Annotated in this window: 11 protein-coding genes and 1 pseudogene; 1 reads left to right on the top strand and 11 read right to left on the bottom strand. The window is 37.2% G+C overall.

All coding sequences use genetic code 11. The annotated features are described in order from the left end of the window. Position 1 precedes the first annotated feature (1 nt). Positions 2 to 1211 (top strand): annotated as a pseudogene (locus MKZ24_RS07230) (IS701 family transposase). 115 nt (positions 1212 to 1326) lie between these two features. Here the strand turns inward: MKZ24_RS07230 and MKZ24_RS07225 are convergent. The 11 genes from MKZ24_RS07225 to fliW all read right to left on the bottom strand — a co-directional run bounded on the left by MKZ24_RS07225 (position 1327) and on the right by fliW (position 13103). Beyond that, positions 1327 to 2001, bottom strand: coding sequence for a hypothetical protein (locus MKZ24_RS07225; RefSeq protein WP_340781853.1), 675 nt, complete (start codon positions 1999 to 2001; stop codon positions 1327 to 1329). A 13-nt stretch (positions 2002 to 2014) separates the two neighbouring features. Next, on the bottom strand, positions 2015 to 3829 hold the full coding sequence (locus tag MKZ24_RS07220) for a glycosyltransferase family 2 protein (protein WP_340781852.1): 1815 nt from the start codon (positions 3827 to 3829) through the stop codon (positions 2015 to 2017). Positions 3830 to 3851: 22 nt separating this feature from the next. After that, on the bottom strand, positions 3852 to 5006 hold the full coding sequence (locus MKZ24_RS07215) for a class I SAM-dependent methyltransferase (protein WP_340781851.1): 1155 nt from the start codon (positions 5004 to 5006) through the stop codon (positions 3852 to 3854). Beyond that, on the bottom strand, positions 4996 to 5898 hold the full coding sequence (locus tag MKZ24_RS07210; RefSeq protein WP_340781850.1) for an NAD-dependent epimerase/dehydratase family protein: 903 nt from the start codon (positions 5896 to 5898) through the stop codon (positions 4996 to 4998). Before MKZ24_RS07210 ends, MKZ24_RS07215 begins: the two co-directional genes overlap by 11 nt. Further along, positions 5895 to 6428: a dTDP-4-dehydrorhamnose 3,5-epimerase gene (rfbC, locus tag MKZ24_RS07205; protein WP_340781849.1), complete on the bottom strand. Its 534-nt coding sequence runs from the start codon at positions 6426 to 6428 to the stop codon at positions 5895 to 5897. Before rfbC ends, MKZ24_RS07210 begins: the two co-directional genes overlap by 4 nt. Beyond that, positions 6429 to 7655: a class I SAM-dependent methyltransferase gene (locus MKZ24_RS07200; RefSeq protein WP_340781848.1), complete on the bottom strand. Its 1227-nt coding sequence runs from the start codon at positions 7653 to 7655 to the stop codon at positions 6429 to 6431. It abuts the gene before it with no gap. Between the two features lie 63 nt (positions 7656 to 7718). After that, the gene (rfbF, locus tag MKZ24_RS07195; RefSeq protein WP_340781847.1) at positions 7719 to 8486 is read right to left on the bottom strand and encodes a glucose-1-phosphate cytidylyltransferase; all 768 of its coding nucleotides are present in this window, start codon (positions 8484 to 8486) and stop codon (positions 7719 to 7721) included. A 3-nt stretch (positions 8487 to 8489) separates the two neighbouring features. Then, the gene (locus MKZ24_RS07190; RefSeq protein WP_340781846.1) at positions 8490 to 10379 is read right to left on the bottom strand and encodes a glycosyltransferase; all 1890 of its coding nucleotides are present in this window, start codon (positions 10377 to 10379) and stop codon (positions 8490 to 8492) included. A 68-nt stretch (positions 10380 to 10447) separates the two neighbouring features. Next, positions 10448 to 12160 carry a flagellin N-terminal helical domain-containing protein gene (locus MKZ24_RS07185; RefSeq protein WP_340781845.1) on the bottom strand — a complete coding sequence of 571 codons (1713 nt, stop codon included), beginning with the start codon at positions 12158 to 12160 and terminating at the stop codon, positions 10448 to 10450. 249 nt (positions 12161 to 12409) lie between these two features. Further along, positions 12410 to 12646, bottom strand: coding sequence for a carbon storage regulator CsrA (gene csrA, locus MKZ24_RS07180; protein ID WP_340781844.1), 237 nt, complete (start codon positions 12644 to 12646; stop codon positions 12410 to 12412). A 1-nt stretch (position 12647) separates the two neighbouring features. Beyond that, complete coding sequence (gene fliW / locus MKZ24_RS07175; RefSeq protein WP_340781843.1) at positions 12648 to 13103, bottom strand: flagellar assembly protein FliW; 456 nt, start codon at positions 13101 to 13103, stop codon at positions 12648 to 12650. Positions 13104 to 13114: the final 11 nt, after the last annotated feature.

The raw sequence follows: 13114 nt of genomic DNA, 5'->3' as shown, positions 1-13114 counted from the left end.
AATGTCTCATACCGATATCGTACTCGAACACTCTGCCATTCGCAACTATTTATCTCAACATCGCCTGCCTCTCTATTACTCCAAACCGGTTCTGGCTCATCTGGAGACGTATATGGTGGCTGCGACAGCGAAAGGGTTTCGAGGAAAGGTCGTTGACCTTGCCGAGTATAGTCATTGCCATCGCACGTCTCTCGGTCATTTTCTAGCCGAAGGCAAATGGGACGAAAGCGTGCTAACACCAGGTTACTGTTGGGGCTCTGGCTCAGGTCAGGGAGATCTCTGAGCGCACCACCGAACCCCTATTTGTGATTCATGACGATACGATTGCACAGAAGACGAAGCCTTCGTCACAGGCACAGTCTCCCATCGAACGCACAGGCTTCCACCACTCGCACTTGCTGGGTAAAGTCGTATTTGGTCATCAACTCCAGGCCACGGTTGTAGCCTGTGCTGACCTATCCTTAATTCACTCCATTGATTTGTACGACAAGAACCATACGCATCCAGATGGCAAGGTCGTTACAAAAATTGACCGGGTGTGCGATTTGGCGAAGACACTGTCTCTTCCGCCCCACGGCGGATATTGTTTGGTAGATTCCTGGTTTACCTGCCCTCGCGTCATCGATGCATATGCTGCAGCAGGCTACCACTTTATTGGAGCACTGAAAACCAACAGGATATTGTATCCTCAAGGCATCCGAACTTCGGTGCAAGACTTCGCAATGCATATCCGAAAAGAAGACGTTCGCCTCGTTACCGTGAACGGTTCGTCGTACTGGATGTATCGTTACGAAGGAGCACTGAATGGAATAGCGAATGCCGTGGTCTTACTCTGTTGGCCGAAGCAAGCTTTTGGTGAACCGAATGCTCTGCGCGCCTTTTGTTGTACGGATATTTCACTGGAAACCGAAACGATTGCCACGTGCTATGCCAAACGCTTGCCCATCGAAATCTTCTTTCGCCAGTCCAAAAACAACTTGGGTTTTGACACCTACCAAGTTCGTTCCGCGAAGGCGTTTATCCGCTTATGGGCACTTTTGGCCTGGACACATTTGTATTGCACGGTCGGTTTGGGACAACCCGGTCCTTTTGGCGAAGGACTTCGCAGGGTACGAAAGCAGGTCCAGCAAGACCGACTTCGGTATGTCTACGACTGCGCCCAAAGGGGTATTCCGTTTCAGACAGTATGTGAGCGATTCAATGTTGGCTAAGTACTATTGGGATTTTCTGTATCCATTTTCGCTCATTTATAGTTTATTATTACATTTCCCCGAACAAAATCAATATTATTAGTTTTCATCCACGCAAAATATAAAACCTGAGCCTCTATATCACTGGGACTGTAAAGAATTTTTGTGCCCACGGTTGCTCCTTCTTTTTAACTTTGTTACAACCTGATTCATTGAAAACAACTGACTGCCTTTCAACATCTTTTTCATAAAGCATACAATTCGCTCCTATAGATACTCCATCTTCGATATTTGAGCGACCAATTACTGAGGAATTTGGCAGAAGGGACACCCCCTTACCTATTACAGGATATTGTCCATGATGAGCTCCTACAGTGGCACCTTGACAACACACAAAAAAATTCGAATAAGAAGCCTTGCCGAGTGTTGTACCTATTCCATGATGAATCAGAAAAATTTCTGGAAGCTTTGTATCATACATACATAAAAATGAATTAATTACTCTATTAAGGTAAAAAAACTTCTTTGCATAAATCTCATCTTCATATTCTTGCCAAAGCGAACTAGATAAAAACCAAAGAAACATAGTGTATTGATCAGAATGCAGATGACTAAAAGTTGTTATTCCATTTTTATTAAAGGCAGGCATATTAATATGTTTAAAACAATAATAAGTTCTGTCTAATGCTATATCAAAGGCTATTTTAAATAAAGGATCACCAGAAGGTGTTATCTTATCAGGAAACACATGATTAATTTGTGCTAATAAATATGTCATGAAATCACTTTTTTTCAGTGAAAGGTCCAGCATAAACTGCCCCTCCTTATGAAATACGATATATAAACTCTTTTGTTAGTAGTAGTTGCTTTGTTTCCGTTTGATGATTTACTTTTTGTGTTAATAATAAAAACATCTTAGCAATATAAGTATTATCGGAAACGATAATTGAAGCGACATCTATATGAGAAAAACATAGCTCGGAAACACTTTGTTTAATCACTGAGGTTGTATATACTTTCGTGCATGTTGCTGTGCCTTGTAGTAGCATGTACACATTCTCAAAATAAGAAGGATTATTTATTTTAAAAACAATTTGCCCCCCAGGAGCTAACATTTCTTTTAATCTTAATAATAGTTTTTTTATAGATATTTCCTCATATTCATCTATTGGCTTCTCAATTATAATAATATCAAATTGCTCCGCTTGATAAAAATTCAAAAGATTATTAATATCATCATCAAATATGACATGATTCGAGACTGTCTCTAGATCATTCCTGTATTTATCTTCTGTGGTAAACAATGAAATAGATACTGAATCTTGCCCTTGACTTCTTAGAATATTGCTCAAATGCAGGGGTGTTCCGCCACATTTAACATCGATCCCTAAAACTTTCTTCACCTCACCCTTGAGATTGGTCATATTTAAGAGATTTAAATCAAATCTTGCATCTCTCCAAGCATCTAAGCCGTACTTATTTTGAAATATCACTCTACTCACTTCAAGGGACTTATTTTCTCTCTGATCATCACCAACTGTAATATGCCCAAAATGATGAAGAACTGTGTCTTTACAAAAAATACACTTAAATCCAGCTCGGCGCACTTTAAAAGAAATATCATCATCCGCAAATTCCCCATAATAATAACGAGTATCATAATAATTTATTCTTTTTATTAAAGCTGTAGGAATGAAAAGAACATTGGGTAATAGAACAATTCGTTCTTCCCACTTTAATGGGTCAGAAATGTTGTATTTCCTTGCGAAATCGTGAAACTCTCCAATTCCATTAAATTTAACACTAACTTGCTGATGATTAGAAATATATGTTGCCGCTGGAGCTACATATCCGTAATTTTCATCGCTTTCAATACACTTCACAAGATTCCCCAGCCAGTTATGTGTGAATATAAAGTCATTGCAAAGCGCAGCTACGTACTTACCTTCTGCTACCATCATACCTATATTAAAACCTAATGTTGCCCCAATATTATATTTAAGATGTATCTTTTTTGCTTGAGGGATACTATCAAAGTAGGCTTCAGTACCATCTGTGGATCCATTATTAACAAGGATTAATTCATAAGTATAATCAGTAGTATATTTCAGAATACTCTCCAAGCACTGTTTTGTATAATCAAGCTTGTTATAAGCCAGCAATACTAAGCTAACAATTGGCTCACTTTCTTTTATTTCCTTAATTATGTCTTCTTTGTTTATAGAAAGAGATTCCGGATAAAAGTCAGGAAAATCCTCTTTATTTAGGAATCCCTCCATTAGAAAAGCAATTTCGTTTCTCAGTAAGGAATACAATGCAGGGAGTAGTAATTTTAATTTAAAATTTTTACTTTCATCATCATTTAAAGATTTACTACCTTGTATATCTTCAATAAGAAAAATAATATTTTTGACAACTTCTGGAAGTCTTGATAATGGTATTTCACAAATAAATGACTCAATTTCTTTCTCAACAGTGGAAACAAGTTCCTTAATATCTTCGAGTAGAAACTCCGCTTCTAAAAGCTTGCCTGAGTTATTTTTCAAAATCAAAAAATTTATAGCCTCAGAGCCAGTTTGGAGTAAGTTCATTGAAATTAAAGCACGTTGACTGTTATTCAACCCCATTTCATCACCCATTCTCATGTACTTAGTAAACTTATTAAGGGATACTCTCTAACAGTACGATTTTTATATTTAAATCAGAAACTAAGAGTCTTATCTCCTGCTCATAATTTGGATTCATGACTATAATTGTATTTATCCCCCGCAATTGGAGCTCTTGATATTTAATTACTGGATGCCCTGATCCCGGTATGAATTTCCCTTGTTTTTCAGGATTCAGATCCACTACACAATTTATCAATCTTCTTTCAGGATCTAATAGGTTTGCGAAGGTTACCCCTTTTGCCCCAGCCCCCCACAATGCTACATTATTCAAACTATATAAGATATCAAGCCACTTGCCCATATTATTCTTTTCATTATCCACGTAATATTCTAAGGTATCAATTTTAATTGGTTCAAAGGTTATATGTTCTTCGCCCTTTATCGAAGCTTCAAGCCAAAGATATTGTCCATTAAAAATGTGTTTTACTCCTTCAATATGGTATCCTGCTAACTCAAAAACTCTAGTCAACGAACGAATTGTAAACAAAGAACAGTGCTCATAAAAAAAATCCCAAAACGCATTATTTTCGAGAATCCATTCTACACAAGGTGTCTCAAAATAGACCCTAACATCTCTGGAATTCCCCAAAGACTTTTTTAAATTCTCTAGCATCTCTAATGGGTTAGAAATATGTTCTATAACGTGTCGACAGATAACTACATTAGCTTGAATATCACTGTATCTTGAATCAAAGAAATCCTTTATGAATTCCAAATTGCCTCCAAACAGATTATCAGATCCAACATAGCTGGGATCAAAGCCTAACCCTTTATTCCCCCGCCCTTCGGAGATTAACCGAGTAATGAAGTCCCCTTTTCCACATCCCACTTCCAGTATAGTGCTATTCTGAATATTTTGCTCTTCCACTAAATATTTGACTAATTCATCTACATACTGGTTAAAGGAAGGAGAGTACAACTGGCTGTTATTATAATTTTGATTATATTCCATCTTGCGATTATCAAAACTCTGATTAAATACAAAACCACAATTGTAACAAACCGTAAAATCCAGATCTCCTCTTGTTACTTGTAAAGCTTCCTTTTGCGTTTCAAGTAGGAGATTTTGATGAACTGGCACATTCTTTCGTGTCAGAAAAACTTTAGTATTATCCATCTGGCATATCGGACAGCAATTATTCATCATTACCTCCTAAACTGTGTTTCCAATATTGTAGTGTATTTTCAATACCTTCATCTAATTTTATTTTCGGAAACCAATCTAGTGCCTTATTTAACTTTGTAGTGTCTGCAATAACAAAAGGGGCTTCATCTTTTGAAGCATAGTATTGTATTAAATTCCTTTTGCCCATGATTTTCTCTACTCGATTTAATACCCCTCTAATTGTTATTGGTTGACCGGATGCAATATTTATTCTTCCATTAATATCACTTGAGAGAAGTTTAACAAAAGCAGATGCAACATCCTGAACATGTAAGAAATCCCTTGTACTTTGAGCATTACGACACATAAACTTATTATTTCTCAGAAGATTTTGGATTGCAGATGGAATCAGTCGGGATCCGTCTTCACCTGGACCATAAATCCAAAAAATACGTCCCCAAGCACAACTCATACCAACATTACCAGCAAAATCAGCTGTTAACTGTTGTAAAATGTTTTTACTTGCCGCATATGGATTTTGAAAGGATAGGTTTGTAACATCCTCTATCATATAATTACTTTTCCATTCATATTCTGCGCAGGTTCCTGACACAACAACTCTTTTCCCTCCAAACTTATTGAAAGAATCAATCAAATTAAAACTTGCTGATACCCATTTATAGTTATCTAATGAACTTAAATAATTTTTATGTGGAAGATCCCAGGCCAGATGAAGCAGATGGGTAGGTCGGAGGAATTCTATTAACTTGCTAATATCAAATGTATTTAATATGTCCGCCTGATGCCAATAATAGTTTTCTGCGATTTGTAATTTTCTACTCAATGCGTGTACTTCATATCCACTATTTTTTAATAACTCTAACGTATGTCGACCTATGAAACCGCTAGCACCTGTGACTAAAACTTTTTTCATTTTTCAAACTCCTGATAATCCTCGTCTTTTTCTGAGATAGTGATTCTCTTGTTAATAGGCCATTTTATGTTGAAAGCTTTATCATTCCATTTAATTCCCCTGGAACTTTCAGAGTGATGATACTCATTCATTTGATAAAAGATCTCAGTATTATCTTCAAGTGTCTGAAAACCATGAGCAAATCCACCTGGTATATATAACATGCTCCTATTATCAGCAGTTAATAAAATTGAAAACCAATCTAAATATGTTTTAGAATATGGGCGCAGATCTATAATCACATCAAATATTGCACCTTTTGTGCAACGTACTAACTTTACTTCTTCATACGGATAAACCTGATAATGCATTCCTCTAATAGTTCCTCTTTTTCTATTAAAGGAAATACTACATTGAACAAGATCAGAACTTAGCCCTTGACTCTCAAAGTCCCTCTTGCACCAAGTACGTGCAAAAAAACCTCTTTCATCCTCTATAGGCTCTGCATCAATAGTATAAGCACCCTTTAGAACCGTCTCAGAAAAGTCCATTTATACCACCATCACTTTCGGAATTGGAATAATAAACTCTCCACCCCACTGTCGAATAAACGATAACTGACTCATAATTTCTTCTTTTAGATTCCATGGAAGAACTAAGACATAATCCGGCTTAAATTCCAGAATACGTTCAGGGTTATAAATTGGAATATGAGTACCCGGAAGATATAAACCTTGCTTATAGAGACTCCGATCAACAGTGAAATCAAGAAAATCTTTCCCAATTCCACAATAATTAAGTAAAGTGTTTCCTTTTGCAGGAGCCCCATACCCCACTATAGTCTTGCTTTCATTTTTAGCCTTGATTAGAAAATCAAGTATATCACGTTTAACAGCCTTAACCCTTTGACCAAATTCTCTATAAACTCCCATATCCTTTAGTCCAAACTCTTCTTCTTTATCTAAGATTGATTGGACACGTCTATTAACTGTTTTAGAGCAATCTTCTTCATGCTTTACATAGATTCGTAATGATCCACCGTGGGTCAAGAGTTCTTCTGCATCAAACAGTTGTAACCCATGTTTCTGAAAAATTTGATTAACAGAGGTGAGAGAAAGATAAGAGAAGTGCTCATGATATATAGTATCAAACTGCACATTTTTTATTAATTCCAACAGGTGAGGAAACTCCAATGTTATAATTCCATTAGATTTCAACAGAGTTTTCATACCTGCAACAAAGTTATTGATATCCGGTACATGTGCCAGTACATTATTACCTAGAAGTAGATCAGCTTGTTTACCTCCCCCCTTCAAGTCAGCAGCTAATTTCTTTCCAAAAAACTCACAAACCGTAGGAATTCCTTTGTCAATAGCAACACTGGCCACATTTTCAGCTGGCTCAATACCTAAGACAGGTATATTATATTTTTTAAAATATTGCAGTAAGTATCCATCATTACTGGCAATTTCAATAACTTGGCTATTTATACCTATAGAGTAATCGGATATCATTTTATACACATATTGTTCTGCATGCCGAAGCCATTCTTCTGAATATGAACTGAAATAAGCGTAATCATGGAATATGTGATCAGGAGATTCGAATTCTTCAAGTTGTACTAAATAACAACTACTGCAGACAAATGCATGTAATGGCAGAAAAGTCTCAGCGGAATATAATTTTTCCGGTTTGATAAAAGAATTTGATAGCGGTGACATACCAAGATCAGCAAAATCAACTGATAATTGCTCCCCGCAAAAACGACATTCCTTCATTATTTTCGCTCCTCAATTAGCTGATCAAAGGATGACTTTAGTTTAAATCCTATATACATTACACTACCAAACCTTCCACGGAGCCTCTTTTTTATCCCACATTTCCTCTAATTTCACTTTATCCCTTAAGGTATCCATAGGTTGCCAAAAACCTTTATGTTTAAATGCAGACAACTGCTTTTCTTGAGCTAATTTCTCTAAGGGAGCAAGTTCCCAAACTGTTGTGTCGTTTTCGATAAATTTAAAAATCTCAGGTTCAAGAATAAAATAGCCACCATTCACCCAGTTTCCATCCCCTAGTGGTTTTTCTTCAAAGCTTGTTATTTTATTTTGTAGAATATCTAATGCCCCAAAACGGCCCGGGGGTTGAACTGCAGTTAGAGTTGCCCACGTTCCATGCAAACGATGAAACTCAATAAGTTCAGAAATATTAACATTCGATACCCCATCACCATAGGTAAAACAAAAAGTTTCACTACCGATGTATTTCCGAACTCTTTTCAACCGTCCTCCGGTCATAGTTTCCAAACCCGTATCAACTAAAGTTACTTTCCAAGGTTCACTACTATTATTGTGTATACTTATATTATTATCTCTCATATCAAAAGTTACATCTGACATATGGAGGTAATAATTTGCAAAATATTCTTTAATCATGTATCCTTTGTACCCAAGGCAAATTACAAAATCATTAATACCATAATGAGAGTACGATTTCATTATATGCCAAATAATGGGTTTACCTCCAATTTCAATCATTGGTTTAGGCTTCAAATGAGTCTCTTCGCTTATTCTAGTACCGTAGCCTCCTGCTAAGATAACTGCTTTCATATATCAATCACCTCCCAAACTATTTTGTGAGAAACCTATTTTCACACTGGAATCAACATTTATCCAATTAATATAATCTATGCCCCCTCCCAAATCGTAACCATTGTTAAATGCATATATAAAAAACTCGTACGCATCTTGATATAAATTCAATTTAAAATAACATAGGCCAATATTATAAAATAATGAAGCGTCCGCAGGGAACTGATGTTTATCTAAATGTTGCAAATAGTTTAAAAACTCTGATAGTGCTAACTCATAATTTTGATTGTTCAATAAAATCGTACCAAGCAATAAAGACATATTTGTTTTAAAATAGTGTTTAATGCCACTAAGTTCCTTAATCTGAACATTGTTACAAACTAATACAATTTCAGAAAATAAACCAATAAAAGATGGAATATCCCTATCTGATAAAACAAGCTTATGACCTATATAAACATCTAAGATCCGCTTATAAGAATCATCTACTATATTTCTCGCGTGAATTATATATTTATCATTACAGCTTAGAATTGCTGTCAGCACAATATAAACCTGAGCAACTCCATTTGGAGTTTCATCTTGTGAAGAATTTGTCAGCATTTTAAAGGACTCATCAAATTTCCCGTTTAAATATAATGTATAGAAGGTTATATTATCACTTTTCATATGTCGTTTACGCCATATACTGGAGTAATATAATAAAATATCACCTTTCCGAATTTCGCAAAGGTTTTCGACAAGAAAAGAAATATCTTCATGGCTCTTGTTATAAAACTCATTTAATAAATTTATAATATCATTAGTTGGATAATTTTTTATGTTATGAATAAGCGCTTTAAAAGCACGTCCTTCATACTTATTTTCTTGAAGTGATTTGATATAAAACTCAAAAGCGTTCAAACGGTCATTTTTCATTTCATATAACTGACCGATAAAATAATAGACTTCATAAAGGATTCCGGTTAGTATCTTCCCTTCAATATCTGTATAATTAGAATGTAATTCTATAGCAATTAAAAATGTAACTAAAGCTTGTTCATATTGTTTCATCTCTAAACATAGAAGCCCTCTATACCATTGAAAATCAGGATGCTGTGGGAATTTAGTAACTGCTTTTTCAATCCACTCTGACCTTTCAGAGTATTCATAATTCAGAGAATTCATCGAGCGGATTATATTATAATACGGTCTGGCATTAAATCCATAAACAAAGTGATTACTGTCTATAAATTTTTCCGCATATTGAATAGCAGCTTCCCCGTCTCCAAGAGCCAGATAACAATCTGACAAATATAAATTAGTCATTTCATTAGATTTTTTAATGTCGACTTCTTTTAATAGTAGTTCTAAATTCCTCACTGCCTTATCTTTAATGCGATCTGAGGAGTAACCGGAATGGTAAATTATGAGGTCATGCTTCACTCCATTATATATATTTAATTTACCATTAACTTTGTAAAGGGATTCGTGAATAGCGCCTTTGTATAGGCTACCTAATCTCTTGAAAATTCTAATAAGTGAGTTCGTTTGAATTATACTTTCTTTTATTTCATCGATACTTATATGTTTAAGAAAGATTGCGTCTATCGCTCTCTCATTTTTTTCAATTTTATGCAATAATTCTGGAATAATTCCACTCTCATTTGCAAGGAAGTATTCATCCGCGTCGAGAAAAATAATCCAGTCACCAGTAGCCTTGCTCAAAGCATAATTTCTTGCATTAGAGAAGTTATTATCCCATTCGTAAAAATAAACTGCAGCTCCGAGTTTTTTTGCGATTTCTACTGTTGTATCAGTCGAGCCAGTGTCGATTACTATAATCTCATTTACAATGTCTTTTACTCCTGCAATACATTTTCCAATATTATTCTCTTCATTTTTAGTGATAACACATAAAGTAATGTTCACAAGGCACCTCCGAATTATAAAAAAAAGAGCCAGAGCATAAAACTCTGACTCTTCTTCAATTGCTGGAATTATCTTAGAAGCTGAAGAACGCCTTGTGGTTGTTGGTTAGCTTGCGCCAACATAGCTTGTGCAGCTTGTGCAAGGATGTTGTTCTTAGTCTGTTGCATCATTTCCTTAGCCATATCAACGTCGCGGATACGGGATTCAGCAGCAGTCAAGTTCTCGGAAGCTGTTCCCAAGTTATTGATTGTGTGCTCCAGACGGTTTTGAACAGCACCTAGTTTAGCGCGTTCGCTAGAAACTGTGGAAGTAGCTTTATCCAGAACTGCGATAGCTTTGGAAGCATCTTCTCTAGTGGAGATGTTTAATGCAGCTTCTGATTTCACATCATTAGTACCGTTAGTTACGCTATTGGTTTTAGTGAAACCAGCTTGGCCTGCATTACCAGTTATTCCCAAAGCAGACGCACGCATATCATTTACATTCAAGGACATCGATTGACCCGTGTTAGCACCAATCTGGAACTTAGTGTTGAAACCAACGCCTTGAGCGCCAGCTCCTACAACTTGTTCTACGTTATCTACAGTTGTGAAACCAGTACCTAAAGCCGCCAGTGCTGTGCCGGATCCATTTTCAACTTTGATGTCTTTACCAGATTCAGAAATAAATTGAACCTTATTATCTTTAGACAAGGAAGCTGTTACTTTTCCATCAAGTCCAGCTTCTTGCAATGATGCATTAATGTCTTTAATCAAATCAGCCATTGCAGCATCTTTTTCATTCTGATCAGCCCCAGAGAAAGTTTTGTAAACCTTATCAGCAGTTGTACTGTTAAGTTTTACTTCAACCGCGCTCTCGTTGCCAACGGTGATCTTAATAGTTGCATCTTTAGCAATTGTAGCATCTGCCGTAGCTCCCAGTTTAGTGGTCGCTTCTAGCCCAGCACGTTCAACTGTAGTTGGGTCGCCTACTTTAGCATTAGTAGCGCCTGCATTAGCAGCTGTTGTGAGACCTAATACTGCACTATCTGCTGTGGCATTAAATTGAATACTGCTGGACGTACCTTCAGACTTCGCAGTGAATTCCAGTTTACCGCCTACTACTTTAATGTCCACAAGGTCAGACAGCTTCACTCCACCAGAGGTAATATTTCCAAGTTCATTTACGAATTCATCAGTATCAGCTTGTTCGATACCAGTTGTAGTTGCACCAAGACCGGTATCATAAGTAGCACTACTTAGGTCAAATGTCTGGTTGTCGACTGTAATGGAAACCCCAGTAACCGTTCCTGTCGCCAATGCGTTAGCAAGTGTAACTTTTGCACTTGTAGCAGCAGTAACCTTACCACTCTCGCCCGAACCAATACCACCATTCAGCAATTTCTGAGTATTGAACTCAGTAGTGTTGCCGATACGGTTGATCTCGGAAGTCAGCTGGTTCATTTCATCTTGCAGTGCGTTACGGTCAGTATCTGTGTTCGTACCATTCGCGGATTGGTTAGAGATTTCGCGCATACGTTGCAGAATGCTGTGGGTTTCGTTCAAAGCGCCTTCAGCTGTCTGAATCAAGGAGATACCGTCTTGAGCATTACGGGAAGCCTGATCCAAACCGCGGATTTGGCCGCGCATTTTTTCGGAGATTGCCAGACCGGCAGCATCGTCACCTGCACGGTTGATGCGAAGACCGGAAGACAGCTTCTCAATATTTTTGTTAGTTGCAGCAGTGTTAGCAGACAGTTGGCGGTGAGTATTCAACGCCGCGATATTGTGGTTAATAATCATTTGATATTTCCTCCCTGAAATTAAGTTAGTTCCACATCCATGTGGTAAACGCTGATCCGTTAAGGTCGGCCGCCCTGCCGGCTCAGCGCCTAATACATATATCGACGGCTTGCCCCCAACTGTTTAGAGCTTTTTTAGAGTTTTTCTATTTTTTTTTGCAGATTCATCTAAAACACAAAAACCCAAGCCAATAAAGCTCGCCTGGGTTCTCAATAACGTTCTGCGTTTTCTGCGTTTTCTGAGTCTTACTTAGGTATTCGATCCACGAAGTCGGTTGATCAATGCATTCAAGTCAGACTGCTGAGGGGCAACAGACTCCCGGTTCGACTCCTGTATAGATAAATAAACCTCTTTCCGGAAGATATCGACATGTTTTGGAGCAGAGATCCCTACCTTAACCGTATCTCCATCCACACTTAAAATCGTAAGTTCTATCTGGTCCTGGATGACTATGGTCTCTCCCTTTTTGCGGGATAATACGAGCATGTTACCCACCATCCTTTCCATCTATTACTGGCTGCTCCTGCAGTAGGCTATGTTTCGTATGATAAGGAGTTCTATGAATGACAATTTGTTTACCTGTCTGTCCGCCTGGATTCATTACAATAGGCGCTAACAGATTTATTGTCGAAGCCTCTACCTGTTCTTTCAAAGTAACTATACAGCGGACGAGCACTTCCGAATCTATCCCCAGTTCCTCCGCTTCATCATCAGGAAGTTCGAATTCATACGATGGGTAGAAAGCAAAAGGATCTGCAAGTACAAAAGAAAGGCCCTGTACCTTAATAGACTGCAATACCCAAAATGGAGAGTCATTCAAGGGAATAAGGGCAAAATCCGTCTCTTCCTCAAAACCAGGTATGCCTTTAGAAAAATGGTATACCTGTTCATCATTCACTTCAAGTGTACCCATTGATAGCGTTTCTATAATCAAGCTGTTCACTCCTTAATATT

Origin of the sequence: Paenibacillus sp. FSL R7-0297 (assembly GCF_038009025.1) — a bacterium.
GTDB lineage: Bacteria > Bacillota > Bacilli > Paenibacillales > Paenibacillaceae > Paenibacillus_AQ.
Note: the sequence above shows the minus strand (reverse complement) of the source record. Positions and strands in the feature narration are given on the sequence as shown.